The 26,455-nt window shown below is 35.9% G+C and carries 26 protein-coding genes; 23 read left to right on the plus strand and 3 right to left on the minus strand.

The window, feature by feature from the left end:
• Window positions 1-130: 130 nt before the first annotated feature.
• Window positions 131-577: a helix-turn-helix domain-containing protein gene (locus tag NKR20_RS02805; RefSeq protein WP_253423328.1), complete on the minus strand. Its 447-nt coding sequence runs from the start codon at window positions 575-577 to the stop codon at window positions 131-133.
• Between the two features lie 590 nt (window positions 578-1,167).
• Between NKR20_RS02805 and NKR20_RS02810 the strand changes: the two genes are divergently transcribed.
• The 14 genes from NKR20_RS02810 to NKR20_RS02875 all read left to right on the plus strand — a co-directional run bounded on the left by NKR20_RS02810 (window position 1,168) and on the right by NKR20_RS02875 (window position 18,551).
• Entirely contained in the window at window positions 1,168-1,638 is a 471-nt protein-coding gene (locus tag NKR20_RS02810) for an IDEAL domain-containing protein (protein WP_253423331.1), read from the plus strand.
• Between the two features lie 369 nt (window positions 1,639-2,007).
• Window positions 2,008-2,832, plus strand: coding sequence for a flagellin N-terminal helical domain-containing protein (locus NKR20_RS02815; protein WP_253423333.1), 825 nt, complete (start codon window positions 2,008-2,010; stop codon window positions 2,830-2,832).
• 115 nt (window positions 2,833-2,947) lie between these two features.
• Entirely contained in the window at window positions 2,948-3,901 is a 954-nt protein-coding gene (locus NKR20_RS02820) for a nuclease-related domain-containing protein (protein WP_253423336.1), read from the plus strand.
• Between the two features lie 634 nt (window positions 3,902-4,535).
• Window positions 4,536-5,807 carry a nucleotide sugar dehydrogenase gene (locus NKR20_RS02825; RefSeq protein WP_253423339.1) on the plus strand — a complete coding sequence of 424 codons (1,272 nt, stop codon included), beginning with the start codon at window positions 4,536-4,538 and terminating at the stop codon, window positions 5,805-5,807.
• Window positions 5,808-5,944: 137 nt separating this feature from the next.
• Window positions 5,945-6,664, plus strand: a complete 720-nt coding sequence (locus NKR20_RS02830; protein WP_253423342.1) for a WecB/TagA/CpsF family glycosyltransferase — start codon at window positions 5,945-5,947, stop codon at window positions 6,662-6,664.
• A gap of 814 nt (window positions 6,665-7,478) precedes the next feature.
• Complete coding sequence (locus NKR20_RS02835; protein WP_253423345.1) at window positions 7,479-10,706, plus strand: S-layer homology domain-containing protein; 3,228 nt, start codon at window positions 7,479-7,481, stop codon at window positions 10,704-10,706.
• A gap of 92 nt (window positions 10,707-10,798) precedes the next feature.
• Entirely contained in the window at window positions 10,799-13,159 is a 2,361-nt protein-coding gene (locus NKR20_RS02840; RefSeq protein WP_253423348.1) for a hypothetical protein, read from the plus strand.
• Window positions 13,160-13,327: 168 nt separating this feature from the next.
• A complete protein-coding gene (locus tag NKR20_RS02845) occupies window positions 13,328-14,197 on the plus strand; it encodes a hypothetical protein (protein ID WP_253423351.1) in 870 nt (289 codons plus the stop codon).
• Between the two features lie 107 nt (window positions 14,198-14,304).
• A complete protein-coding gene (locus NKR20_RS02850; protein ID WP_253423354.1) occupies window positions 14,305-14,637 on the plus strand; it encodes a JAB domain-containing protein in 333 nt (110 codons plus the stop codon).
• A gap of 712 nt (window positions 14,638-15,349) precedes the next feature.
• A complete protein-coding gene (ltrA, locus tag NKR20_RS02855; RefSeq protein WP_253423357.1) occupies window positions 15,350-17,263 on the plus strand; it encodes a group II intron reverse transcriptase/maturase in 1,914 nt (637 codons plus the stop codon).
• Between the two features lie 115 nt (window positions 17,264-17,378).
• The gene (locus NKR20_RS02860; RefSeq protein WP_301285878.1) at window positions 17,379-17,555 is read left to right on the plus strand and encodes a JAB domain-containing protein; all 177 of its coding nucleotides are present in this window, start codon (window positions 17,379-17,381) and stop codon (window positions 17,553-17,555) included.
• Between the two features lie 14 nt (window positions 17,556-17,569).
• Window positions 17,570-17,869: a hypothetical protein gene (locus tag NKR20_RS02865; RefSeq protein ID WP_253423360.1), complete on the plus strand. Its 300-nt coding sequence runs from the start codon at window positions 17,570-17,572 to the stop codon at window positions 17,867-17,869.
• 2 nt (window positions 17,870-17,871) lie between these two features.
• Window positions 17,872-18,144 carry a hypothetical protein gene (locus NKR20_RS02870; protein WP_253423363.1) on the plus strand — a complete coding sequence of 91 codons (273 nt, stop codon included), beginning with the start codon at window positions 17,872-17,874 and terminating at the stop codon, window positions 18,142-18,144.
• Window positions 18,145-18,320: 176 nt separating this feature from the next.
• Window positions 18,321-18,551: a hypothetical protein gene (locus NKR20_RS02875; RefSeq protein WP_253423367.1), complete on the plus strand. Its 231-nt coding sequence runs from the start codon at window positions 18,321-18,323 to the stop codon at window positions 18,549-18,551.
• A gap of 233 nt (window positions 18,552-18,784) precedes the next feature.
• On the opposite strand, the gene NKR20_RS02880 is transcribed toward NKR20_RS02875, so the two are convergent.
• The gene (locus NKR20_RS02880; RefSeq protein ID WP_253423370.1) at window positions 18,785-20,110 is read right to left on the minus strand and encodes an IS3 family transposase; all 1,326 of its coding nucleotides are present in this window, start codon (window positions 20,108-20,110) and stop codon (window positions 18,785-18,787) included.
• Between the two features lie 155 nt (window positions 20,111-20,265).
• Here NKR20_RS02880 and NKR20_RS02885 point away from each other — a divergent pair, with 155 nt between their 5' ends.
• Genes NKR20_RS02885 through NKR20_RS02895 form a run of 3 tightly spaced genes read left to right on the plus strand, consistent with a single transcriptional unit; the run spans window position 20,266 to window position 21,856 of the window.
• Complete coding sequence (locus NKR20_RS02885) at window positions 20,266-21,138, plus strand: tyrosine-type recombinase/integrase (protein WP_253423373.1); 873 nt, start codon at window positions 20,266-20,268, stop codon at window positions 21,136-21,138.
• A gap of 26 nt (window positions 21,139-21,164) precedes the next feature.
• Window positions 21,165-21,557: a hypothetical protein gene (locus NKR20_RS02890; RefSeq protein ID WP_253423376.1), complete on the plus strand. Its 393-nt coding sequence runs from the start codon at window positions 21,165-21,167 to the stop codon at window positions 21,555-21,557.
• A complete protein-coding gene (locus NKR20_RS02895; protein ID WP_253423379.1) occupies window positions 21,557-21,856 on the plus strand; it encodes a DUF960 family protein in 300 nt (99 codons plus the stop codon). The genes NKR20_RS02890 and NKR20_RS02895 overlap by 1 nt, the downstream gene beginning before the upstream one ends.
• 27 nt (window positions 21,857-21,883) lie before the next feature.
• Here the strand turns inward: NKR20_RS02895 and NKR20_RS02900 are convergent, their stop codons facing one another.
• The gene (locus tag NKR20_RS02900) at window positions 21,884-22,306 is read right to left on the minus strand and encodes a hypothetical protein (protein ID WP_253423382.1); all 423 of its coding nucleotides are present in this window, start codon (window positions 22,304-22,306) and stop codon (window positions 21,884-21,886) included.
• Window positions 22,307-22,562: 256 nt separating this feature from the next.
• Here NKR20_RS02900 and NKR20_RS02905 point away from each other — a divergent pair, with 256 nt between their 5' ends.
• The 6 genes from NKR20_RS02905 to NKR20_RS02930 all read left to right on the plus strand — a co-directional run bounded on the left by NKR20_RS02905 (window position 22,563) and on the right by NKR20_RS02930 (window position 26,443).
• Complete coding sequence (locus tag NKR20_RS02905; RefSeq protein ID WP_253423385.1) at window positions 22,563-22,808, plus strand: hypothetical protein; 246 nt, start codon at window positions 22,563-22,565, stop codon at window positions 22,806-22,808.
• A 121-nt stretch (window positions 22,809-22,929) separates the two neighbouring features.
• Complete coding sequence (locus NKR20_RS02910; protein WP_253423388.1) at window positions 22,930-23,583, plus strand: hypothetical protein; 654 nt, start codon at window positions 22,930-22,932, stop codon at window positions 23,581-23,583.
• 423 nt (window positions 23,584-24,006) lie between these two features.
• A complete protein-coding gene (locus tag NKR20_RS02915) occupies window positions 24,007-24,324 on the plus strand; it encodes a hypothetical protein (protein WP_253423390.1) in 318 nt (105 codons plus the stop codon).
• A gap of 191 nt (window positions 24,325-24,515) precedes the next feature.
• Window positions 24,516-25,016, plus strand: a complete 501-nt coding sequence (locus tag NKR20_RS02920; RefSeq protein WP_253423393.1) for a hypothetical protein — start codon at window positions 24,516-24,518, stop codon at window positions 25,014-25,016.
• 68 nt (window positions 25,017-25,084) lie between these two features.
• On the plus strand, window positions 25,085-25,759 hold the full coding sequence (locus NKR20_RS02925) for a hypothetical protein (protein ID WP_253423396.1): 675 nt from the start codon (window positions 25,085-25,087) through the stop codon (window positions 25,757-25,759).
• A 27-nt stretch (window positions 25,760-25,786) separates the two neighbouring features.
• On the plus strand, window positions 25,787-26,443 hold the full coding sequence (locus NKR20_RS02930; protein WP_253423399.1) for an AbrB/MazE/SpoVT family DNA-binding domain-containing protein: 657 nt from the start codon (window positions 25,787-25,789) through the stop codon (window positions 26,441-26,443).
• The last annotated feature ends 12 nt before the right edge of the window (window positions 26,444-26,455 follow it).

Below are 26,455 nucleotides of genomic sequence, written 5' to 3' on the forward strand. Positions count from 1 at the left end.
CGCTCCTTAAGTTTGCGGAATATCCGCTTAAAAAAGTCTTTCTCTCCATTATAACTTGAATGAGGAGGGATGATAAGTAAAAGGATTGAATAGAAAAAGGCAACGCATGATTTTGCACTACCTTACACCACTATTCAGTTACAAGTTCATCGGCTAAATCGCTGTAAATGACTAAGATGGATTTGATTGCATTTAAACATAACCGACGTTTTTTATCATCTAAATTATTGAGGAATCCTAACAATTGCCTGAGTTCTTGTGTATTGGAAATTAAATCAAAGTAAGATTCTCCAAAGCTAATCATATATCGTTCACGCAATTCTTTTGTTTGTATTGCTAATTTATCAACGGGCAATTTCTTACGATGATGGGATTGATTAAGGAGCATGTCCAAAAATTGTTCATCTGGAATGTTAAACGCTTTCTTAATTTTTGGAAGTAATTCAATTGGAATTGGTCTTTTGCAACGTTCGTAATTGGAATATGTATTCGGTACTAAGTCTAACTGATAAGCAGCTTCGAGCTGGGTAATGTTCATATTTTCCCGGTATTGTCTTAACGATTTTCCAAAACTCATTCACTCGACCTCCATTTTTCAGAATTTAGCTTAATTATACTTTAATTTTGTCGGATTGAGGGGAAATCTGATAAATGTTTTGAAAATTATTACAATGGTTACTGAAAATTAATTTGAAATGGGGGAATGATGATTGGCGATGGTTGAAGTTTCAATTCCGGTGACGAACAATTACTCTGCATTTCAATGGACGCTTACGATTTTTGAAAATTCTGTGCAGAGGCGACTTCTGTACTCGTCATGTAATGTGTACGAAGAGATTGGAAAAATTGAAATCAATGGATACTCATATGAGAAATTAATTTTTGATTTTCAGAAAGGGAAATTACATATTCAATTACTGAAAAATGATCCCAAAGCTGTTATAAATATTTTAAATGCTTTAACCATTCATACCTCACCGACGTCACAAATGTATTTCTTAAAACGAGGTAAGAGACGTCGGAATCGAGAGGTATAAATTTTAAAAGATTTCGTTTAAAACAAGAAAAGTATGGGGAATATAGCATTAATAAGAAGGGAGAAACGTATAATACATTACAGAGGCTCATATACTTCATGAAACCCTAAGAGATTGAGGAGGGGATTGGATGATTCAAGTGCAATTTATGAAACCTTTTTACACGAAAGTAACTGGCAAAAACCTACGTCTCGTTTTTGCGTACCAGTATTTTTCAATTGTAAAAGATGATGAGCTTTACCATTTTGTGCCGGTGGAAGGAAAAGAGATGATTGTCAACTTAGAAACGAAGCAAATCGAAAATCTATCGGAAATTTTTGTTTTCCAGCGCGGTAATCGTTTTATTAGAATGCCATTGTATCAGTTACTTCTGATATCAAATGTACATGAGCATTTATCACCAATTTTGGATAAAGCCTCAACCCACGAAGAAACAGTCAATCTCTTACCGAAAGATGAGGAAGTATCCGAAGTGCAAAAGCTAATTCGTCGATTTGAAGAAGATAATATTAACCGTTTAATTGATGAGGCTTTAGAACAGCGAGATGAAAAGCGTTTCTATCAATTACTTGATGAAAAGGCAAAAATGAATTGGGCATAACAATGTATTCTACAACAAGATCGCATATGACAACGGAGGATAGACATCATGAATAGTCACAAAAAATAAGCACCCTCGATTTGGTTGATAATCGAAGGTGCTTAAATTTTTTAGGGGAGGAGGAAGGGAGAGTTTCGAGATACAGTTCAGATAAAAAAATTCGAATTAACAAAGAGTTGGATGATGATCATTACAATTCCAGAGCCGATAATTCCTAGAATACAATCCTCTTTTGAAAAGGACAGTCGTTTTAAATCCTTCATTCGTCTCCCTCCTATAAGAAGCATTTCCAATGGACTGGAAAATTAAACGTAAATTATGGAAATTCTTTTGAGCTTGACCGATAAAATGAATAAAGGAGGGTTCCACATGCTTGGACAATGGTCGTCTACTGGGATGTCCATATTAAACAATATGAATCGTAACTGGCATTCCGCAAATCAAGCTCTAATGCGAATATCTACAGGGTACCGAATTAATAGCGCGGCAGACGACCCAGCCGGTTTAGCGATTTCTGAAAAAATGCGTGCGCAAATTCGAGGTCTTAATATGGCAGCAAAAAATATCCAAGATGGCATATCCCTTGTACAAACTGCTGAAGGTGCACTAAACGAATCTCACGCCATGATCCAACGCATGCGTGAATTAGCTGTACAAGCTGCAAACGATACGTTAACAGATGATGATCGTAAACAAATCAACATTGAATTTCAGCAGCTGAAGGAAGAGATTACGCGAACAGCTACAGATACGGAGTTTAACACTCGAAAATTATTAAATGGGGATTATGAATCTAACCCATTAAAAATTCAAGTGGGTGCTAATGCTGGGCAAACAATAGATATCTATATTGGTGGGATGGATAGTACAAGACTAGGCATTGACGATTCTGACATTTTGACTCGAGAAAATGCGGACAAGGCCATTGGAGAACTGGACGATGCTCTTAAGAAAGTTTCATCTGAGCGATCTCGACTAGGTGCATATCAAAATCGAATGGAGCACGCGTATAACAACAATGTAAATACCGCCGAAAACCTAACAGCAGCCGAATCCCGTATCCGTGATGCCGACATTGCCAAAGAAATGATGAACTACACAAAAGCTAGCATCCTCCTGCAAGCAAGCCAATATATCCTTGCCCTTCATATGCAACAAGCCCAATCTGTTTTAATGTTATTGAAAAACGACTAAAACTCACTTTTGGAAGTGAGTTTTTTACATTTAGATGGCTGTTTTTGTAAACGCATTCACAAGTATGTTCGAGTCTGATACTTTAATAACAAAAACGAGGAAGGTGAGCGCGGTAGTGATTTTGAAAGGGTTTGAGCCATACGAGCTTAAGAGCGGACTAATAGCACTGAAGAAACGATTACCTCCGTATCATGAGAAATATCCTTTGATTGTGGAGGACTTGAATAAAATGGAGGCAGGGGAGAAAGGGGAGGCTCATGTCTTTAATTTACTAAATTCGTATCCATTAGCGAAAAATACAGTGCTTCTTCACAATGTTTCCCTCAATTCAAATATCCAGTTTGATATTCTCGTGATTTCTCCAAGTTGGTGTCTAATTCTAGAAGTTAAAAATATAAAAGGATCATTATATTTCAATCATAATCCTAAACAATTGATCCGTATGAGTGATGAAGGGAAAGAAGAAAATCTCGGTAGTCCTGAAACTCAGGTAGAAATTTATATGAGAGGTTTGCGAGCTTTACTTGATAAATTAAGAATAAATATTCCAATCTATGGTGCTATCGTATTTGCATTTCAAAATGTCATTATCAAAAAATCTCCTTCAACAGTACCAGCAGTAATAGGACGCGAGCTTATAAGTTATATTGGTAACCTTCCGATACAGGAAAATAAGGTAGATCCCTATTCGTTAGGAAGAAATATCCTGCAACAGGTAAAAGCGAGAAATGTATTTCCGTTGTGCCAAGAATATACAATCGGTGCTAATGAGATAATTAAAGGAGTGGAATGCCCCTCGTGTGAAACTTTTTCGATGTTGCGTACGTTAAGAACATGGTACTGTAAAAATTGCGAGAAAACCTATAATAGGGCGCATGAAAGAGCATTAGCAGATTACTCCATGCTAATTAACGATAAAATTACTAATAAAGAATGCGTGCAGTTTCTAAATCTAAAAAATCATCAAGTAGCAACAAGAATTTTAAAAGCAAACAGTACAGCGCGTATGGGACATAATCGCAATAGTGTATATGTGTTAAAGAATTTTAAGGATATTTTGAATGGGTAGTGAATTGAATAAAGCTGAGTGGACGAAAAGGATACGTATCTGGACGAAAGCCTGGTGTATGTGGACAATACTTGAGTCTATGTGGACGAAACGTGGCTGAGTGGACGAAAAGGATTAGTATCTGGACGTAAGCCTGGTGCAAGTGGACAATAGTTTAATCTATGTGGACGAAACGCAGCTAAGTGGACGGAAAGGATTCGTATCCGGACGAAATCCTGGTGCAAGTGGACAATAGTTTAATCTATGCGGACGAAACACAGCTAAGTGGACGGAAAGGATTCGTATCCGGACGAAAACCCAGTGCATGTGGACAAAAAGTAAATCTATGTGGACGAAACCGTTGGTTATATGGATGATACCAATTAGTATACGCACAAAACAATTAGCAAAAACTTCAATCTTAAGATTTTCATTTCACAGAACCTCATGAAAGTTGTATACTATAATGCGAGATTGTAGAAGCGTTCATCCAAATAGAATGCTAGCATATAAATCGAGTAGATAGGCGTGTGCTGTGATTTGCATAAATTCACAGTATGTGGACATTTTAAATAGAAACTGCTCGAAGATGATATAATGATGTATTGAATATAACCACACTCGTTCTCGAAGTTGAAAGGAAGTAACGAAGATTATGACAAAGACAGTTTGTGTTGTTGGTTTAGGATATATTGGATTGCCAACAGCAGTTATGTTTGCAAACCACGGTGTGAAGGTGCATGGTGTTGATGTGAATCCTGCAGCCGTACGAAGCATTCAAGAGAAAAAATTACACATTGAAGAAACAGGATTGCAGGAGCGTTTGAACCAAGCTGTCGATGAAGGATTCTTAACAGCATCGACGACACCAGTGGAGGCAGACGTATTTATTGTTGCCGTTCCTTCACCAATTAATCCTGATAAAACAGCAAACTTAGAATATGTACGACAAGCAACTGCATCGATTGTGCCATTCGTGAAAAAAGGCAACTTAGTTATTCTAGAATCAACAGTGCCACCAAAAACAGTGGAACGTATAATGATTCCTGAATTAGTGAAAACAGGTCTTGATATTGGATCAGATATTTATGTTGCCCATTCTCCAGAGCGTGTTATTCCTGGACGTATTTTTGAAGAGTTAGTGAACAACGATCGTATTGTTGGTGGGATTAACAAAAAATCTGCTGTATTAACAAAAGAACTTTATGAAACATTTGTAAAAGGGACAATTCATTTAACAGATGCCACAACTGCTGAGTTAGTAAAAGTAATGGAAAACACATATCGTGATGTAAACATTGCCTTTGCCAATGAATTAGCGAAAATGGCAGAAGTGTTAGATGTAAACATTTGGGAAGCAATTAAATTTGCAAACTTCCATCCTCGTGTAAATGTTCACTTCCCAGGACCAGGTGTAGGCGGACACTGTATCGCAGTAGATCCATGGTTCTTAGTTGAGCTTGGTGGAGAAAAAGCGCAAATTATTCATATGTCTCGTAACACAAATGACAGTATGCCAGCATTCACTGCTCAAAAAACTCAAAGCATCTTAAATCGTAATAAAATTGCTGGCGGAAAAGTAGCAGTACTTGGACTAGCATTTAAAGGTAACGTAGATGATATGCGTGAAAGTCCTTCTGTAGAAGTGATTGAGCAACTTCAACACCTTGGATTAGAAGTTATTTCGTATGATCCACATATTAAAGAGAACAAACACGAAACTCAAACGCAAAGTTTAGAAGAAGCGACTAAGGAAGCGAACATTATCGTTGTGTTAACGGATCACAATGAATTTAAAACATTAAATCCTTTAACAATTAGCGCGGAAAATAAAATTGTCTTTGATACGAAAAACTGCTTAAACCGAGAAGCTTGGCAAGAAGCAGGATTCCAGTTCCATCTATTAGGGGACGCGAAAAACAAATAATAGTAGAAGGCATGATTATTCATTGAAATAATCGTGCTTTTTTATTAAATCAGACTAATTCCGGGTTGAAAGAAGCACTCTCCTCTTATTTCTGATATGATGGAAGTAAACATAACAAAAATGGACGGTTGAACAAAATGAAAGAAACAGTATTAGGCATCAAAGTGAATACAGAGAATTATGATGAATTGATAGAAGAGATTTTCAAGCGTATTGAGAAAAAAGAAAAGTCACTGATTGTGGCGATTAATCCTGAGAAGATAATTAAAGCGAAGGAAGATCCAGCACTCAAAAAACTATTAAATGAAGCAGAATTCCAAATTCCTGATGGTATCGGTGTAATCCTTGCATCCAAAATTCAAAAAGGGCAAATTACAGAGCGGGTAACTGGCGTAGACATGATGATGCGTTTATGCGCGGAATCTGCGAAACATCAGAAGCCTATTTTCCTATATGGTGGTAAGCCAGGAGTTGCAGAAAAGGCTGCTGTCAAATTAAAAGAACTATATCCAACTATTCAAATTGCTGGGACTCAAGATGGATATGAGAAGGATAATGAAAAGGTCCTAACGAAAATCAATGAAGCAAAACCAGATATTCTATTCGTTGCAATGGGTAGTCCTAAGCAAGAGAACTGGATAAATGCAAATCGTGATAAACTTCACCCAACGATTTATCAAGGGGTGGGCGGGTCCTTTGACGTACTAGCAGGAAATGTGAAACGTGCACCAGAAGCGTTCCAAAAAGTGGGGATGGAATGGTTCTATCGTTTAATGAAGGAACCGAAGCGAGTTAAAAGACAAATTGCATTACCACTATTCTTATTAGAAGTAGCACGAGGATCAAAACGTAAATAACAAGAAACATAAGCAAAGCTTACATTGGCTTTGCTTTTTTACTTTAAATCACCAAATTATTCTGTAATGTTTGTAATATTTGATTGTTAAAATGTAATGATGGTGATACAATGTAAAAAGTAGTAAAGATTTCCTCTACAATATAATTTTCCCTGCAAGGAAAAAACAAATGGTTGGTAGCCCGAAAAGAAGGCCTAAGCAGCATAATGCTTGGGTCTTCTTTTTTGGAAGAGTAAAATCAATACACAATTTATTCATAAATTCCATTCAACTTCGAGGAATATTTCTACCCCCCCCTCATATACTTATTCGGGTGATTAAATCTATCACAATTTCAAGAGACGACTAGTTAATTTGGAAGAAAAATAAATAGAATAAAATCCAAAACTAATAATATTTCAAATTTCAACATTTGTAACAATAATTTTAATTATTTTACAAAAATAATCTATTGGTAATGTATCCGACATTAATGACGAATAAAACAACATTTCTAATGTAAAAAAATGTAAAACTGGAAAAAATAATGTTAAAAAGTAATATTTTCTAAAAATTACTTCCAAGTATTGTTAAAGAAAATGTTGGTACTACTAGTCGTTTTGTGTCATAATGATAGAAATTTGAAGTTATCCCAATGCAAATCTATGATTCAATTATGAGTATGATATAGGCGAAATATGCCAGAAATGCTAAAAAATGATTGACATACCATTTGTATACTACTAAACTTTTATAGTGTAGTTATTAATCTACTACTCTAGTAAGTTATGGATAACTAAAATTATTAATTGGACTATGAGGAGGAAATTTTTCTATGGCTAACCAACCAAAGAAATACAAAAAATTCGTAGCAACTGCTGCAACAGCTACTTTAGTAGCATCTGCAATCGTGCCAGTAGCATCTGCTGCAGGATTTAAAGATGTAGCAAACAACGATCACGCAACAGCAATCAACGCATTAGCTGACCAAGGTGTTATCAACGGATATCCAGATGGTACTTTCAAACCAAATAAAGAATTAACACGTTCTGACGTTGTTAAATTATTAGGTAAATACTTAGTATCTAAAGGTTATGAAGTTCCTGCTGATTATTCAACAGTACAACGTTTTAACGACGTTCCTGTAGATTATAAAGATGAAGAATTAGTAAAATACGCTGCTTTAGTAAAAGATACTGGCGTATTCAAAGGTTCTAACAACAACTTAAACGCTGCGAACAAAATTACTCGTGGTCAAATGGCTCTTGTAGTTGTTCGTGCATTAGATACATTAAACGATACAGATCTTGTGAAGTTTGTTGCTGGTCAAGATTTCGATAAAGAAGTTATCGATTTAAACTCAGCTTCTAAAGAACAACAAGGTGCTATCGATGTATTAGACTTCTTCGATATCACTAAAACTGCTAAATTCAATCCAAACAACACAACTACTCGTGGTCAATTCGCATCATTCTTATACCGTGCGATCAACACTGACTTCTCTGATGTAACTGATGTGGCAGTTAAATCTGTTAAAGCAGTAAACGCAACAACTGTTGAAGTTACATTTGAAGAAAATATTGATGATATCAAAGCTCTTGATTTCTCAATTGAAGGTTTAGAAGTTAAAAACGCTGCAGTAAAACAAACTGCTAAAAACGTAGCAGTATTAACTACAGCTACTCAAGAAGGCGGAAAGGACTACACTGTTAAGTTAGGCGATAGCAAAATCGGTACTTTCAAAGGTATCTCTGCTGTAATCCCAACTAAAGTTGACGTTGTAGAAAAATCATTACAAGGTACTCTTGGTAAAGAAGTAACTGTAAAAGCTCAAGTTACTGTAGCTGACGGTCAATCTAAAGCTGGTATCCCAGTAACTTTCAACATCGTAAGCGAAAATTCAAACTTAAATAACAAAATTGAAGTAGAAGCTTACACTGACGAAAATGGTGTTGCAACTTATACTTATACTCGTTATTACAAATCAAATGATGAAGTTACAGTATATGCAACTGACAAATCTTCAGTATACTCTCAAGGTAAAGTTTACTGGAGCCAATTCTTAACATTAACAGAAGTTACTTCTGGAAATGATTTAGTAAACGATGCGAAAAAAGTTTACAAAATCCAAGTTAATAAAGACGATGCTCGTAACTGGAATGTAGATGATTCAGGTCGTAAATATGTTAACGTTACTTTCAAAGAAAACGTTGATGTAACACCAGACAAAGCAGTTAAAGATGCTAAAATCGTTGATACTTATGCATTAGGTAACAACACTTATCCATACCAATACACTACTGGTGGTAAAAATGAAGTACGTGTTTATTTAGACAGCGACTACTCAGCTACTTTCACTGTAACTGGTAAAGCTGCAACAGTAACTCCAGTTGTATTTGTAGACTCTGACAAAGATGGTAAATTCGATGCAACTGAAGTATTTGTTCAAGCACCAACAGTTTCATTCACACTTAAACATACTCTTTCAACTAACATAGTTGGTCAAGGTACTAACTTAGCTGCTGCTATTTCTGAAACAGGATCAACAATTGGCTTTGGTGGTCGTGAGTTTGTTGTAACAGTAACTGACAAAGACGGAAAATTAGCTCCTGCTGGTACAGTTGTATATGTTGGCTTCAAGAAAGATGATTTAAGCACAAACAAAGCTGTTTACATCAACACTGATTCAGCTAACGACTATCCAGGAAAAGGAACTCCAGTACGTGTTGATAGCTCATCAGATAAAAATGATTTAACTCGTTTAGTAGTAGGTGCAAACGGTCAAGTTAAATTCAAATTAACTGGTGAACAAGATGCATTTGCTCGTCCAACTGTAACATTAGAAAACGGTAAAGAAACAGGTAATATTGATTCTGATGATACTCAATTCACTGCAACTGATGTAACTTACTTCTCAGATGCAAAAATTAATGATGCTACATTAAAAGTAACTGATGACAAAACTGATGTTAATGTAGAAAAAGCTACAACTGTAACTTATACTTCAGTTGACCAAAATGGCTTCCCATACTACAAACAAGATGGTTCATACACTTACTTAGTATCATTTGAAATTACAGCTCAATTTGCTGACATTAAAGCAGAATATGTAAATGCAAACGGTGTATTAACTACTGAAGTAATTGAAAAAGGTACAACTGCTACAATTACTGCAAAAGCTTCTGCTGGTAAAGCTGATGTTAAATTAAGCTCTGTAGATGCTAAAGCTGGTAGTGCGATTGTAACTGCTTCTTCTGCATATGCTGGTTTACCAAACAAATCAATTACAGTGAACTTTGTTGCTTTAGCTAACACAGCAAATGTAACTGTTCAAGCATTACCAGATACAGTTGCAAAAACTGTGAAAGTTTTACAAGGTGGCGTAGTAGAAACTATTTCTTACTCTGGCGATAACATTAGCCTATACAATAATGGTGTAGCAGTTTCAACTGTTGCATTTGAAAAATTATTAACTGTAGGTACAGTTGTAGAGTACACTAAAACAGCTAATGGAAAAATTGAATTAAACGTAAAAGGTACTGTTCCACCTCCAACTATCCACAAAGTTGAGTTTGCTGATACAGATCTTGATGCTGGCGAAATCGCAGGTGAATTAAAAGTAACTGCTTTAAATGCAGTGAAATACAAAGTAGAAATCGGTACATTAGTAATTGAAAATACTACAGGTACTTTCATTATTCCAGAAAATACTAAACTTGCTGATGCAGTAATCACTGTATCAAATGATATTACTCCTCCAGTTAGTAAAACTGTTACTTTAAAAGATGAAACAACAACAGCAGCTGAAGGCGTATCGGTTGAATCATTAGTTGAAGCTGGTATTGTATCATTTAAAGAAAATACAGTAACAAAACAACAAAGTGTATTATTAGATACTACAAAATTAACAGATGAAAATCTTGTTGGTAAAGAATTAGTATTAGTTGTTGGTACTGAAACACTTGAATTCAAAGCTAACCCATTCTTAACTACTACATTAGAAGTATTAAACACTAACTTCACTGTAGATCAATTAAAAGCTGGTAAAGTTCAAGTTAAATAATTAATTCAAAAATTAGTCACATAGGGAATTTATCCCTATGTGACTATATAATAAATAATAAATTCATAGAAAAATGAGAAAGAGGGACATACATGGCTAAGAAATCAAAAGTTCTTTCTAAATCTGCAATCGCAGCAGCATTATCAGTTTCTGCAATTGTACCTGTAGCAGCAATCCCTGCAGCAGCTGAATCAGCTTCTTCAGTAACAGAAGTTGTTTATGTTGTAAATGGACAGAACGTATCATTAAGTTTCGAAGACTTTACATCAGCACTTAACGTTGGTGCTCTTAAAGATTTAGATATTAAATATGTAAAAACTAATACTGATAAATTCTATTCATTCGAAAACTTCTCATCAGCTTTCAATGCAACTGAAAACGGTACTGTTGATGAAGTTTTTGCACTATTAGAAACAAAACCAGAATTTGAAGTTTCACTTACTGACGTAGTAGAGGGAACTATTGGTAAAGAGGGTAATGTTGAAGCGCCTAAAACAGCTGAATTAACAGTCCAATCTGTAAGTGCGATTGACGAAACTGGTGTAACAGTAACATTTGAAGCTCTTACAGAAGCTCAAGAAGGTGCTAAAATCACTGTTGTTGATCCATCGGGTTCAACTGTTGAAGTAACTCCTGTAAACCTAGAAGTTGGCGACACAACAGTTACATTTGACTTTGTAACTGCTTATGAAGAACTTCCTCTAGGTGTTTTTAAAGTTCAAGGAAAAGACTTTGATACAGCAGCAGTAGCAGCAGTAGCAGCAGTAAATACAGCTGGTAACGTTGTAGAACTATGGGAAGCTCTACAATCTACATACTTCACTGGAGTTGTAGAAGAGAACATTGAAGATTATGATGGCGAGTTAGATGGTACACAAACTACTGTTGCCGAAATTCAAGCTATCATTGATGAGGTTAACCAAGGTAAAGTTGATGCAGAAGCAGAAGGAACTGTTGTGAAAAAAGTAGCAGATGCTACTAACGTATTACAACTTTTAAACGCTCTTAAAGATCCTGCATTTACACGTGTAAATGCTGATTGGATTACAGATTATTCTACAGAAAATGTAGTTCTTGCTGATAACACTGATATGGCTCCTTCTGTAGCTGGTTTATTAGCTCTTGGTTCAGTTAACTACTTTGGTGAAACAAAAGGTGCTACAATTGAAGCTATCCAAGCAGCTATTGATGCTGAGAATACAGCAAAAGCTACTACTGCAGTTGGTAATGCTGAAGGAACTCTTTCACTAAGTGATATTGCGGATGCAAAATCTTTAGTTAACACATACGTCCCAGAAGATGTTGAAGGTGATACTACTAAAAAAGATCTTCTTGATCGCTTAGCTGTACATGAAGCAGTAGTAAACGTAACTCTTGCTAATACAAATGCTAAGTTAACAGCAGCTCTTACAGCATTAGATAATTTATCTGATGACTTCGATGTTGCTACTGTTAATCCTAATGAATTAACACGTTATAGAACTGATATTACTACGGCTAAAGCTACTGTAACAAATGTTAACACTGCAACTTTAATTCAAGGTATTATTACTGCTGCAAATGGAGATGCTGAAGATGATGCAGTTGATGCAGTAGCAAATGTATCTGCAACAGCTACATCAGCACAAGTTAAAACACTTTTAACTACACTTGCAGATCGTTCTGCGTTTGCTTCTGAAGATTTCGATGGAACTACTGTAATTGATGCATTATTAGAAGATTATAGAGATGCTATTGTTGGTGCATTTGCTAATGATCCACTTGATGTTGATACGGCAGCTGAAATCCAAGGTCTAGTTACAGCAGCTAATAGTCCGACAGCAGCACTTACTACTCTAGTTGATGCTGGCAATGCTTTAACTGACGCCGATAAACTTTTAGCAGCTCTTAAAGCTAAGACACTTAACTTGACTGTAACAGACGCTAATAAAGCTGCTTACTTTGAAGATATTGCTGCAGTTAAAGTAGCGGCAGGTAGTAACGCTGACGCTGTACAAGCTGTAATAAATGCAACAGATGCTCGTGTAGCTCTTAACGCGGCAACTACTGATTCTGCAGCACAAACTGCATTGACTAAGTTTGCTATTGCTACTAGCAATACAACTTACATCAACTTGTCTTCTACTGCGAAATTAGAAGTAGCAGGATTAGTATTGGCTGAAAAGCCGGCTAACGGTTATGCTGCTAATACTGCGGTAACTGCTGAAATCGGTACGCAAAATACAGCTCGTACAGGACTTCTTGCAGGTGTAAATAATGCTGCTGATATCGATGCTATGAACACAGCACTTAAAGCACTTGACTATGCTGCATACACTGAATTATCAGAACTTGATAAAATCACTGTTGCTGAAGCGTTCTTGAATGCTTTCCCTCAAGATGACAACGGCAAAGTTAACTACACAACATTAACAGCTATTAAAGCTGATCTTGATAAAGTAATTGCTCAATAATTTAATTTATTTCTATTAAACTATAGGTAGTTAACAAGAAAGGACCAGCCTTCGGGTTGGTTCTTTTTTGTTAGTTTAATGTAATGGTAGAAAATATGATAAAAAATATTACTATTATAAGCTTAGTAAATGTTTTATAATTATTAGTATAGGTTAGGAGGAACTAGTATGATTAACATTTCAATTCTACCGTCAAGTGTCGCTACTAAAGAACATATTGCTGTTCCTTCTGTTATAATGGGAGTGGTTTCAATTGAAGTACAAGATGAACAAAAAGTATATAAAGAATTATCTCATAAATTAATAGAACTTGAGACTTCATTAAATTATTCCCTACAAACAGTAAATGAGATTGAAAAAATGGTAAATCAAATGATAATTGCCATCGATGAGAAACATGAATTGCTTTTACGTTGTGAATGGCTTGTAACTATGTCAGAAATAAAAGACAAGATAGATAAGATAACGTCATTAGAAGATATCAAATCAGCTCGTGCTAAGCTAAGTCATGTACAAACGTGCCCATTAAAGAAACAGTTAATGGAACAGCTTGAACAGAAAGAAGCAAACCTTGAACCAGTGGAAGTTATACTATCATCTAAGGCTGCATTAGTAGAAGCAATCTTTGAAAGTGGTAACGAAACATTTATTAATTTAGGTAGTGCTGGTCGAGAATATGTTTTAGAAGAAGTATTAGCAAATGGTAAAGGTACGATAGAAGAAACTATTGCAAATGCAGTAGCACTAGAAGCATCTGTACAAGCTGCAAAGCAATCAAGTTCTACAGCTGAACTTAGCCAAGTATTAGAGTCACTACCATTACAACATTTTGGAAACATTCCTACAGAATATGTAGAAGAAGTACTACAAAGTCTTCTTGATAATGCAAACTGGAATGGATTGTTCCAACTAGATCTTCAAATCAAACATACAGTCACACAAGTATATCGTAAACATAATCCAGTACAAGAAGGTCCTCTGACAACGCTTGTGATAGACGAAAAGATGATTGAAAAGTTAGGTGTACAACAACTGTAATGGTTGGAAAATCAAATATATATTATATCCTTGAATAAGCTCAAATGACTTACTAATGGTCATTTGGGCTTTTTGTATTTACTAAACTATTCAAGGAGGAATTCATAATGGAAGAAAATCAAAAGAAAGTACCTGCAAAACGTATTCAGCTTGTCGATGTAGTGCTAGAAAGAAAAGGTTCTCAACTGTTTGAAGGGAGACGTGTACGTTCACCAATAGATGCAGCGAATATTATTCGTGACTTCATTGGAGATAGTGACAGAGAGAGATTTGTAGTTCTAGGATTATCTACTAAAAACGAGCCTCAAGTTCTACAGGTTGTTCACACTGGCTCAATCAATAGCTCAATTGTTCATCCTCGTGATGTGATGAAAGCATTAATCTTAGCAAACTGTGCTTCATGCATAGTCGCACATAACCATCGTGCGACACGTTCGTAACTGAAAAGGTTGCGCACGCTGTCCGAACGTCTAAATGACAAGTAAGAGAGTCGTGAACTCTTCACTCAATAGGTGGAATGAGAGGGTAACGCCTCAAAACGCCTACTCTAATACTCCGACATGCGTTATTCAAAGGTGTAATTGAATAAGGTGTGAAGCTCGGTGAAGTCGGCTGAACGTTACCGTAGTGCTAATATAGTAACCGAAAGGCACCTAGAGGTAGGGGCTGTAACGGATAGGTCGGGAGTCGTAAAAAACCTAATATGGTGAGAATGTGGTAAAACACTGACGAACTAGCGAATGAACTATCTGTGAGTGGCGAGTATTCAGAAATGAATAGACTTGTTGAAAGAGACAAGTGCGTTCCGTGGGCGAGTAAGTATGGTGGTTTCGAAAGCTCCATGCACCGTTACAGGCGGTGGAGAGGACGCCAGGTAAGAGCTAGCACCTAAGTTAGGACATTGATAGAGTGAAGGGAACGTGGAAAGCTACCAACATGGAGCGGACACACGCGATGAAGTGGTAGAAAGGAAAGGTATCTAACTATAACTTTCTTTTATGGTAGTGAGAGTAGAGGCAGGAGCGTTGAAGTTTCTGTAATGGAAATGGAGCAATAGCCTCAAGTCGTTCACTTAATGTATTTCAACTCAAACCTTCAGGGATTCTCGTATGACTAAAAAGGTCACGAGCCAAGATTGGAGCGTGATACACCATGAGCGAAAACTTCAAGAAGATTCCTAGAATGAAAAACACAAGGCTACGACATGCCGAGTATTATGGTATGACGGAAACTTTTGATGAATTATATGCCAAAAGTAAAGAAAACCAACCATTTAAAAATCTGATGCACATCATCACATCAGATGACAATATTCTGCTCGCTTACCGTAATATTAAACGAAATAATGGTAGTGCAACAGCGGGCGTTGATGGTGTAACCATTAATGATATAGAAAAATTAAGTACGGCGGACTTTATCATAACTGTTAAGAAACGCTTTCAACATTATCATCCACGCCAAGTGAAACGGGTAGAAATCCCAAAGCCAAATGGAAAAATGAGACCGCTAGGTATTCCATCAATGTGGGACCGTATCGCCCAACACTGTATATTACAAGTACTTGAGCCGATTTGTGAAGCGAAGTTTTATAAATATAGCTTCGGATTTCGACCAACAAAGTCTGCTGAAAATGCGATATCATTAGCAGCCGGTCGTATTAATAATAATCGAATGCAGTACGTTGTAGACATTGATATTAAAGGATTCTTTGATGAAGTGAGACATACAAAACTCATGCGTCAGATTTGGACGATGGGTATCCAAGATAAGCAGTTACTCGTTATATTGAGGAAAATGCTAAAGGCACCCGTTGTTCTACCGAATGGTGACATAACATATCCGACAAAAGGAACTCCACAAGGAGGCATTCTTTCCCCACTACTTGCCAATATCAATCTTAATGAGTTCGATTGGTGGATTGCGAATCAATGGGAGAGTAAGAAATGTCGCTCAATTAATGATTATTATGTGAAGAGTACGGGTTTATATAGCCATCAATATCGTTACCGACAATTAAGAAAAACATCAGCGCTAAAAGAAATGTATATTGTTCGTTACGCAGACGATTTTAAAATTTTCACCACGTCACGTGCGAATGCCAATAAGATTTTCATTGCGAGTAAAATGTGGTTAGAAGAACGACTGGGACTTCCTATCTCAGAAGAAAAATCACAGATTACGAACTTGAAAAAGAAAAGCAGTGAATTTTTAGGGTTTGATTTAAAAATGGAGCGAAAAGGCTATGACCGAGTTGGAAATAAGAAGTTTGTCTGTCAATCACACATTACAGAAAAAGCACGAAAGCGTATTAAAGAACAGTTGAAAAATCAAATAAAGGTGATTCAACGAGCACCGAATGGACAAGAACTAATGAAGCAACTTCAAGTCTACAACAGTATGGTTATTGGGATTCATAATTATTACCAAATCGCGACACAAGTAAATGCGAGTTTGATGCCAATTCAATATCAATTAACAATAGTAGAACGACACCGCTTCAAACATCTGTCCTTAAAGAAACGCTCACCAGCTCATCGGATAAATGATAAAGGAATTCGACCGTATCTAAAATCAGAAATGACAAGGTATATCAACGGTTACCCCATTATTCCAATTGGTTTTATCAAAACAAGAAATGCACTTATGCCCAAAAATGGCGTCTGTAAATTTACATCAGAAGGACGTGCACTAATTCATCGAGACCAAAACAGTGTCTTAGAATGGAAGCTACAATGGCTACGGGAGCATCCGATAAATAGCGAGCGTGCAACTATTGAATTAAATGACAACCGTATTTCCTTGTTTGTCGCACAAAACGGCAAATGTGCTGTCATGGGCGATGAATTAATTTTAACAGAGATGGATTGTCACCATAAAACGCTATGGCGTGAAACGAAGGATGACCGTTATGTGAACTTGGTTTTAATATCAAGAGATGTACATAGATTGATTCATGCGACAAAGGAAGAAACCATTCTAAAATATGTAGACAAGATAAAACCAAATTCGGAACAACAAACAAAAATTAATCAGTTAAGAAAGATGGTTGGCAACGAGGCTATTTAAAATTGGGAAATTGAAATAATCGTGGTTTGAGCTAAACGAAATAACAAAATGAACGATGGAACGCCGTGTGCGATGAAAGTTGCATGCACGGTGTGGAGCAGGGGAAAAGGTGGAGATGACATCAAAACCTTACCTATTGCTATCATCGAATGACGTTACACCAAGTCCAGAAGATATTGACGTGACGAAGAGATTAGTTGAAGCTGGTCACATCATTGGCATTGAAGTACTGGATCATTTAATTTTAGCAAGTGATCAAGCACTTTCATTAAAAGAAAAAGGTTACCTGTAAAGGAGTGATTTATCATGACTGCTGAAAAACGTCTCTCGCAAGTGCTAACTAAGAAGTTAGGATACTATGTTCCTATTAGTAAAATTGGCTACGAAACAATGTCTTTCTACAAAGATGAAGTAGATGAACAACTAGTACCAGCGCACATCATCGAAGACTTAGCAGAACCAATCATGGCAGATTCAGCTAGTTACACAGATGAAGATGGAAATTACTATTTAGTTATCATAATCGAAACTGGACTAGTTGAACCGTATGAGGTTTGGGTCGTTAACGATTCAGTCGAAAAGAACTTTGTGGAAGGAGTAGAATGAAAATGTTAAATAAAGAATATATAAGTGTAACAATCGACCATGAAACGTACTATCGTGAAATACTGGAAGATGATAGACTTGGAGAATTAATACCTGAATATCAATTTCGTGAAATGCTTTTAGAAGAAGCTCTTGCACATGTAGTCAAAAATGAGTACACGATAAATTTTAACCAAATCTATCGAGGTGTTGAAAGTATTGTAGATGTAAATGATCGAAAAGTGATGAGTGATTTTGTAGAGTACACTCAGCAACTCAATGGAATTTTTGACTAGCTCGCGACATTTCTAACAAAAAGCTTACGACAAAAGTAAATGCAAATGGTAAAGAAAACGGTAAGTGCATGCGACACATAGCATGTGCTCATTTTGTGTGCCTAAAAACTGACGCCATTATTATATAACTGCAGTGAGCCAAATTAGAAAACTAAAACAGAATAGGAGAATGAAAAATGACATTACCAAATATACCATGTCAAACTCTTGGAGGGAAATACTTCTGGGAGACACTAGCCAACTCAAATGGCTGGAAACTACAGAAGAATAGATTCACCAATCATTATCGCATTTTAGATCCAGCAAATATCAGACAAGCATGGAATATAGATGAAGAGGAGATTTGGCATGTATTTAGAGCAATGACTAATCAACAGGAACATCAGAAGGTAATTGAACATCTATGACAATTTATAAAAGTAAAAGGAGGTGATGTGGATGTGGCAACAACTAGTTGTAGCTACAGTAGTCGCTGTTGTAGGTGCTATCGCAAAGGAAATCATTGAGGAGAGATAGAATGTTCATGTGCCCATGTATATTGAAAGAAAGAAAGTGTAAAAAATGCCGTTCAAGAATAGTGTTATGGTAAGCAGATTGAGTTAATGTGGTACCCAAGTCAAGGACAAACTAAAAAAAGAGTTTAAGCTATTAAGAGATGGTTTCTGTATTGTACAGGAGCCATCTTTTTTAGATTCCATTGATAACGATAATTGTTGTAGTAAACCATGTAGTGATCGATTTTAGCGCGTAACTCATCCAGTGTTTTGACCATGCTGAAATCAACTTCGTCTTTTAAGTGTCCGAAAAAGGATTCCTGTGGTGCGTTATCCCAACAGTTGCCTCGACGTGACATCGATTGACCAAGTTTATAGTGCTTTAAAAGCTTTTGGAATTTTGGACTTGTATAATGAACACCTTGATCTGAATGGATGAAGGCTTCTGGATGGAGCTTTACACGTTTATTGCGGAATAGTTTCTCAACAGTTTTTGTTGCGAGGTCCAGCGTAATACGATCTGATACATGATAAGCTAAAATTTCATTGGTAGACCCGTCTTTAATGGTCGACAAATAAGCCATTGTTCCGTTATAGGGAATATAGCTAATGTCTGTTAATAGGACTTTGCCTGGTACACCTTGCTTAAATTGGCGCTCTAGCTTATTTGGCACAACACGATGTTCTTTTGTTGCTTTCGCTATTTGTTTATACGGATTGGCTTTGCGGTGAGGGCAGACAATTCCATACTTTCGCATAATACGTTGGATTTTCTTGCGATTCATCACGATGCCAAAGTCGTGTTCAAGTGTCATTTTAATTGAACGTGACCCCTTCTTATAACCACGGCGATTGAAGGCTTTTAAGATCAAATCACGTGCTTCTCTATCCTTCAACTCTTTCGTTGCACGTGTCTCACTTGTCTTTAAATAGTTGTAATAACCAGAACGTGAGACGTTTAAAAGTGCGCAAAAATAAGTCACCATTCGTTTAAATGGAAACTGCTCTAGTGTATCGGAAATCAGTTGGAATACCTTATTTGTGCTTAATTTTTGACTGGTGTTTAGCAGCCTCCTTTCTGTCACTTCGAGCTTTTTTAGCATCTCTACTTGCCCTTCTAGTAGTTCAATACGTGCTGCTTGTCTTCCGAGAACTTCTGCCATCGTTAATTCACGCTTTATAGGTCTTCCGGAACTCGTTTTACGTGTATCGGTTAGCCCAATTAAACCATTTTTCTCATACGCTTTTCTCCAACGAGAGGAGGCTTGTTCAACACGTTTCATGCCTATTACTTCAATATCAAAACCGTATTCCTCAAAAATTCGCCGAGGTGTTTTGCCTGCTAAATATTCATCTATAAATTTACTTTTAAATGCATCTGCGTAAGTAATGGTACGTTCGCTTACCTTTAATACATGTGGATTCTTTTGTAGTTGTTCAATCTGTTCTGGTGAAAATAATTGTTTACTCATCGCTGTCTTCTGTCCGTCCTTATTCCTCTTGAAAGTCTAGTATATAAAAAATACCTGTGAATAGCACACTCTTTTTCAAGTGTCCTATCCACAGGTACCATATTAAGTAGTGGTGAAAATACCGCTACTCTTTTTTTAGTTTTGGAGGAAATGTAATGACAGAAAATATACTAGAATCGTTTCGACAATGGCTCATTGAAGATGGTAGAGCTATCGCTACAATAGATAGTTACATGAACGACATACGAAAATTCAATGATTATTTGGTTGAGAAAGATTGTGATCCTGAAGTGTTACTTAGTCGATTCTATTTCACTAGCTACATGAAACACCTTGAAGTAGAAGGAATGGCAGTTAGCACTCGCAACAAAAAGGTGAATTCATTGAAGGTTTACAATGACTATTTGTTCAAAAGTAGATTTGTAGATGATATTTTCATTAGCATCAAAAGAGACAAGGTCAAAATCGCTCATGGTTCAGAAGGTGAAGTTTCTGTACTAACAGATGCACAAGTGGAACAGTTCTTGTTTCACCTAGAAAAAGAAACACAACGTAACAAACTCATTGGCTACCTGCTCCTGTACACAGGCATTCGAGTGACTGAACTGGTGGACATCAAAATTTGTGATGTGGATCAACTGACCTCACATCTCACAGTGCGGGGCAAAGGGGGCAAAATTAGAGAGATTCCATTGCGGAAAGATGTTCTCGAAGCCATTCAGGTGTACATGCGGGGCGAAAGGGGCAATTCCAAATTCCCCAAAAGCCCCTTTTTGTTGGTGAGTCAACGTGCAGAGAAGATGCACAGAGATGCTGTCAGAAGGTTGCTTGAGATAACGGGCAAACAGCTAGGCTTCCACATTCACCCGCACATGCTTAGACATACATTCTGTACTAGATTGATACGAAATGGAGTTGAAATCAGTACAGTTTCTAAGTTGGCAGGGCATGCAGGAATCAACATGACAGTGAAATATTATATCAATACATCTAAGGAAGAAAAACAAAACGCAGTTGACTTACTATAACAATACAATTGAAAGAAGGAAAATAAATGAGGATCATTCAATGTTTAAGCGATATTGAGTATCTAAGGACATTAGGTTACTTACCTAATTTATTTATTAAAGAAATTGAACAAGATTTCCTTGGAATATATGAAGCAGAGAATCATGACAATATCTATTTATTAAATTATCGCTTGCCATTAGTGCAAGCTCTTTTTGTGTTTGAAAATGGCGATGATGTAATTGGAAGGTTTAGTGATCCATTTGCATTAGAATTCGTAGAGAAAGTTGAGATTGATGAGGTTGCATATTACCGTTGTGGACTAAGAAAAGGACCATTCATACAACTCTACTATTCTTTAGTGAATAGCCATAATGCAAAAATAGAGGAATGGCTTCGTGAACAAGCAGAATGGAATAAAGGAATTGGTGATTTCTAATGTTTGAACCAACCAAACAGTTCTACATGACGAGAGCAATTGCAGAGGAATTATCAGTCGAACATCAGCAATTCATTCTAAAGTATATCTTTGAACATCATCAAAAACTAACGGACTATCTACAAATCTTTGAATTCTACATTGAAAATGAACAACAATGGCTCATTCAAAGACAAGAGGAACCAGAGCGGGAAACTACAATCTATGTTGAACTTACAACAATCAGACCAATAGAACGCAAGATTTGGGTGATGGATGAGTTAGACCATGTGATGATACTATTTCCTGAAGATTACTAGAACTAATAGGAACAGATAGCAACTAGGCTAACTGTTCTTTTTTTGATGATCAGCGACCAATTCATCAAGGAACGCAGAAATATTGGAGATGTAGCCATCAACTTTTAGTGTTTTGAGATATTCAACTGTTTCGGGGTGTAGATGTGCAGTGAACTTTTTACGTTGTTCTTGGTAACGTTCACCTTCAGCTTTTTTAGGTCGACCTCTTTTTTCTTCTACACCGAGCTTTTTGAGTCGACTAGAAATACTAGAAATGGAACGTTCAGCACGCTGCAATCTTGTTGTGTACAATTGTTTTTCCTGAATGGTTTGAGCTTGAGTTAGGTGTTCGAGGAGTTGCTTTCGTTCAGTTTTCAAGTGTTGTAGGGATTGGATTAGCTGAAGGATCTTTAGTTCATTTTGTTTAATAAGGTCTTGCTTTATTCGTTCTCTACTATTATATAAGTTCATTTTGTCACCTCAAAAATATTGATTACAATTATGTTCATTATTTTTGGTCGACTTGAAATTTGAAAAGATTACTACTAAACGCAAACGAGTGTAGTAGCTCTTATAGAAATGGAAGTATATGTTTCTGTTAGAGGTGTTCATGATGGTTCCTTATTGTTGAAATAATTTTTGCTATATATAAAGGAAGAAAACAATAAAAATAATAAGTCTACGCTTAGGTAGACCCAGATGTAGACTTAGAAAGGATGGATGTAAAATGGACAAACCACAATGGGTTATCAATGGAGAAATGTTTTCTCCAAAAATTATTGATGTAGCAGCAAAACCTAAGTTTAAGGAATCGCATACTAGGGTGACAACTTATTTAGAGAATAACCTTCATGTAATAATCAAGTTACTGCTAGAGCATGGACAGATTGAATCAATTTCTGGATTTATCAATGAAAGCATCAAATATTATTTAATGAAAGAAAAGAATGATTTCTCAAATAATGATTACTAATATTAATTAATAGGTTTTGCTATCGATTAGGGATACACTATTTTTCTATTTAAAGGCTATATTTATAATCGTATAATATAGGTTGAATAATCAAAAATAGTCTCTAAGGTGGTTTGGTAATATGGCATATAATTTAACTGATGTTGGAAGAGAAGCGTTCCCCCATAAAACACCAGAATATCAACATCGTAAAACTTCTAATATTATAAGAGAGTTATTAGCGATACCATGGATTGATGAAACACAATATAAGGCGGTTGGAGCAAAAGAGTATTCATTTTCTAAACCAGCATTTGATATTTGGGTATTCTTAGTGAAGCATTATAAAGACTTCAAAGATTATAATGAGGAGTTTAGTACGAAAAAGGAAAAGCAAAAAATAAACCAATTCGTTCTGGACATAATCGCATTTAAAGAACAAATGGATCAATATTTAACAAAGAAAATCGAGAATAATGAAAATCAAGATGATATATCAAAGGAAGAGAAGTTAATTTATCAAGAATACCAACAGCTTTCAGATGCTGATTTTGAAAATGTGTATATGTTGTTCAATAATATTTATTATGCATCTTTACAGCATGGTGATCGAATAGTAGCAAAGTTGAAGATGAATTATATGGAGCAGGTAAATAAAGAAATTGACCGAGTGTTAAAGCAAATATATGATGTTTCAGAACCAGACAACATAACAAAGCGTGCAGAGCTATATATTGAAGCAATGTTGAATAACATTAAAAAGGATAGTGAAACGTACCTTAAATTAATTGAATAGTATTGAAAAAACGAGTGAAATATATCACTCGTTTTTTTATTTGCAAAATACCTGCGAAAAACAGTGTAAAAAAAGTGCAGTTTTTGCAGTCACAATCAATAAATAAAGAACTAAGATGATAGACATAAAGAATTTGCTACAAAACAAATTCAAGAAAGGAGAAGAATTAACGAATGAAAGATTAACAAAAATACCTTCGAAAAACAGTGTAAGAAGAGTACGATTTTTGCAGTCACAAGAAAAAGACAAAAAACTATAATCAAAGACGTAGAGAAATTACTACAAAAATAATTTAAGAAGGTGAAGAGATGATAAAAGAAAATAACCCAAATGTGTTAGACGTACAAACATAATCAGTGTGAAATGTGGCAGATGCTACATTTCACACAATAAATTTAAAACTTTAAGAAAGAAGGAATTAATATGTTTTACAAAGTGACTGATGTATTAGATGTTCAAGAGTTAATTTGGGCTGTACCTAAGGAATTGGTTTCCGAGGCTAAAATTAAGAATTATTGTCTGAAATATGGTAAGTATCGGTTAATTTCAATAGAAGAGGACAATGAGTATTATATTGTTCAATTGTCAGTGGTTTCAGCTTTAGATTTTGAAACCATCAAAGAGTTAATTACAGATTGCCAGTATGAGTTAAGTTACCAATTTGGTAAATTTACTATTCAAAGTTCTGTCATAGTACCTCTAATAGATGGCGAGATTTATGACTACGAATATATGTACTGAGGAGTATTTAGCAGCAAGATCAAAACGGTCAGTCGTATTTATGAAGTGTCTCATGGGAGCTGCAACTTCCATGAGACGAATAACAAAAGTTATGTAAAACAATTATACCTTGAAGGTAGATAAAAAGATTAACTGATTAAATAGTTGTTATCAATAAATTACCTAAGCAAAAAAGAATGGGGCGAATGAAAATGGACCAACAATTTGAGAACATTACAGACACAAAACAATATAGACTCTTACATCCGATTGATTCAAATCATATTGACACAACCTTATTACCTGAAGTTGTTGCACAATATGGTAAACGTGTGACGTTGATACTTATAAATAGCAAATTGAATAACTCCCGATTTGAAGTGAAATTCGATTTTAAAAAAGTGAAGGAAACGTTAATGAAAGGAGAATTTGAAGATTTAGCTCTTTTCCATCATGACTTTACTGTCTTAAAGACACGAAAAAATACGGTGAAATTGAAAGAAATCGAAAAATTGTTTGATGTGAGTAAAATTACAGAAGATGATACAAAAATCACGTATACCGTATCTTTTCAAGAAGGTCCGTATGCCAACACAATCGATGAAACAGTTGACAATATTAATAAAAACTTGGGTAAAGAATTTGAAAAAATTGTTAACCAACTTGATTTAGACGATTACCTTATGACGTTTAAAATCTCACTAGCGTATTAATAAAAATAATGTGAATGAATCGACTGTAATAAGAAAACTAAAAAACTCATCTAAAGGAGATGTAGAATATGACCACATCATTTGGTAGTAGTAGAAGTCGTAGTCGTAGACCAGTAAAAGAAGTTAAACCACAAGAGAAATCTCGTAAGCGTAGAAAAAAAACTCAAATTGTTGAGGGTATACCCCAACCGCTACGTGTTTTAGAGTGTCGTGAAGGAAAAAAAGATATGATCCATGTGGATTTTCAGCATATCTACTCAAAAGAGATTTTTACTTCAACTGTATTTGAAAATCGAGCACCGCATTATATAGAAGATAAAATCATTGATGCAATTTTGCCAGAAGATGTATTGGATTATGATCTTGAGGATTTAGTAAATGGTGGGATTTTTGCGACGTTAAAGTTTTATGAAAAAAACAGTGTAACGTATATCAACATTGTAGAAGTAAAACCATTAGACGAAGAACATCAGGCGCTTTTGGATGAAATTTTGGAAGCAGAAGAGCAAGCAAAGCAACGCACTACTCAAGAAGTCAAGGGAATCGAAGATGAGTTGGGTGAAATGGACACACATGATCCATTTAGTCGCCAACCTATCAATGAAATGCCTAATGATTATAGGTTAGTAGATTACGACGAAAATGATAATCAAAACGATGAGAACGATATCGATGATTTACTCGACCTTGATTTAGATATTAATGATGATGACCTGAAAATCGATGATGAAGATGAAGCTTAATAGAAATAAACAAGGAGGCAATTATCTATGAAAACATTAAAAGAAAATCATGTACAAAATAAAAAATCCAAAATTGAAGTTCCGACAAAAGGTGTGCAAACAGACATTGATGTGCAAGAGCAGGCACAGGCGTCAACAGAAGTCATGAAATCCGATTCAGAGACAGCTGTAACACTTGTCGAAGCAATCGAGTCAAACGCACCAAAAGAACATCAAAAAGCACAAACTGAACAAACACAAGATGGGGTTGCTGCAAACAATGCTGCAGCTTCCCCTGTTCCAGCCATTCAAAAGCTTGAAGAAGCAGCCGCTGATTTGTTCGAAGGGGCTACACTACCAACTGTACCTATACCTCGCAACCAAGTTAAACATTCAGTACTACAAGTGGTCAATCACACAAATGGAAAACGAATTACATTTAGTAAAGACATTGCAAACCGTCTCCAACTACAAGAAGGAGACTCGGTGAATATTGCGGTAAAACCCAATGAGATCATTATCATGAAGGATTCATCAAGTCGTGGGTTTGTTATATGTAAAGAACGTAAAATCTATGGGAAGGAATTGGTAGAACTCATTACCCAGCAATTCCAACTAGATTTTACAGGCAAATCTACATGTCATTTGATGAATGTTGAATATCAAAATTATCAAGGACAAGTTGTGGCGATTATCACAAACTAAGGAGGTCGCTAA

Source organism: Ureibacillus endophyticus (assembly GCF_024159215.1).
GTDB classification, from domain to species: Bacteria; Bacillota; Bacilli; order Bacillales_A; family Planococcaceae; genus Ureibacillus; species Ureibacillus endophyticus.

What these genes read in the sequence shown, in the direction of transcription:
- NKR20_RS02805 (WP_253423328.1), bottom strand. Translation starts at nt 577, where the DNA reads ATGAGTTTTGGAAAATCGTTAAGACAATACCGGGAAAATATGAACATT.
- NKR20_RS02810 (WP_253423331.1), top strand. Translation starts at nt 1,168, where the DNA reads ATGATTCAAGTGCAATTTATGAAACCTTTTTACACGAAAGTAACTGGC.
- NKR20_RS02815 (WP_253423333.1), top strand. Translation starts at nt 2,008, where the DNA reads ATGCTTGGACAATGGTCGTCTACTGGGATGTCCATATTAAACAATATG.
- NKR20_RS02825 (WP_253423339.1), top strand. Translation starts at nt 4,536, where the DNA reads ATGACAAAGACAGTTTGTGTTGTTGGTTTAGGATATATTGGATTGCCA.
- NKR20_RS02830 (WP_253423342.1), top strand. Translation starts at nt 5,945, where the DNA reads ATGAAAGAAACAGTATTAGGCATCAAAGTGAATACAGAGAATTATGAT.
- NKR20_RS02835 (WP_253423345.1), top strand. Translation starts at nt 7,479, where the DNA reads ATGGCTAACCAACCAAAGAAATACAAAAAATTCGTAGCAACTGCTGCA.
- NKR20_RS02840 (WP_253423348.1), top strand. Translation starts at nt 10,799, where the DNA reads ATGGCTAAGAAATCAAAAGTTCTTTCTAAATCTGCAATCGCAGCAGCA.
- NKR20_RS02845 (WP_253423351.1), top strand. Translation starts at nt 13,328, where the DNA reads ATGATTAACATTTCAATTCTACCGTCAAGTGTCGCTACTAAAGAACAT.
- NKR20_RS02850 (WP_253423354.1), top strand. Translation starts at nt 14,305, where the DNA reads ATGGAAGAAAATCAAAAGAAAGTACCTGCAAAACGTATTCAGCTTGTC.
- ltrA (WP_253423357.1), top strand. Translation starts at nt 15,350, where the DNA reads ATGAGCGAAAACTTCAAGAAGATTCCTAGAATGAAAAACACAAGGCTA.
- NKR20_RS02860 (WP_301285878.1), top strand. Translation starts at nt 17,379, where the DNA reads ATGACATCAAAACCTTACCTATTGCTATCATCGAATGACGTTACACCA.
- NKR20_RS02865 (WP_253423360.1), top strand. Translation starts at nt 17,570, where the DNA reads ATGACTGCTGAAAAACGTCTCTCGCAAGTGCTAACTAAGAAGTTAGGA.
- NKR20_RS02870 (WP_253423363.1), top strand. Translation starts at nt 17,872, where the DNA reads ATGTTAAATAAAGAATATATAAGTGTAACAATCGACCATGAAACGTAC.
- NKR20_RS02875 (WP_253423367.1), top strand. Translation starts at nt 18,321, where the DNA reads ATGACATTACCAAATATACCATGTCAAACTCTTGGAGGGAAATACTTC.
- NKR20_RS02880 (WP_253423370.1), bottom strand. Translation starts at nt 20,110, where the DNA reads ATGAGTAAACAATTATTTTCACCAGAACAGATTGAACAACTACAAAAG.
- NKR20_RS02885 (WP_253423373.1), top strand. Translation starts at nt 20,266, where the DNA reads ATGACAGAAAATATACTAGAATCGTTTCGACAATGGCTCATTGAAGAT.
- NKR20_RS02890 (WP_253423376.1), top strand. Translation starts at nt 21,165, where the DNA reads ATGAGGATCATTCAATGTTTAAGCGATATTGAGTATCTAAGGACATTA.
- NKR20_RS02895 (WP_253423379.1), top strand. Translation starts at nt 21,557, where the DNA reads ATGTTTGAACCAACCAAACAGTTCTACATGACGAGAGCAATTGCAGAG.
- NKR20_RS02900 (WP_253423382.1), bottom strand. Translation starts at nt 22,306, where the DNA reads ATGAACTTATATAATAGTAGAGAACGAATAAAGCAAGACCTTATTAAA.
- NKR20_RS02905 (WP_253423385.1), top strand. Translation starts at nt 22,563, where the DNA reads ATGGACAAACCACAATGGGTTATCAATGGAGAAATGTTTTCTCCAAAA.
- NKR20_RS02910 (WP_253423388.1), top strand. Translation starts at nt 22,930, where the DNA reads ATGGCATATAATTTAACTGATGTTGGAAGAGAAGCGTTCCCCCATAAA.
- NKR20_RS02915 (WP_253423390.1), top strand. Translation starts at nt 24,007, where the DNA reads ATGTTTTACAAAGTGACTGATGTATTAGATGTTCAAGAGTTAATTTGG.
- NKR20_RS02920 (WP_253423393.1), top strand. Translation starts at nt 24,516, where the DNA reads ATGGACCAACAATTTGAGAACATTACAGACACAAAACAATATAGACTC.
- NKR20_RS02925 (WP_253423396.1), top strand. Translation starts at nt 25,085, where the DNA reads ATGACCACATCATTTGGTAGTAGTAGAAGTCGTAGTCGTAGACCAGTA.
- NKR20_RS02930 (WP_253423399.1), top strand. Translation starts at nt 25,787, where the DNA reads ATGAAAACATTAAAAGAAAATCATGTACAAAATAAAAAATCCAAAATT.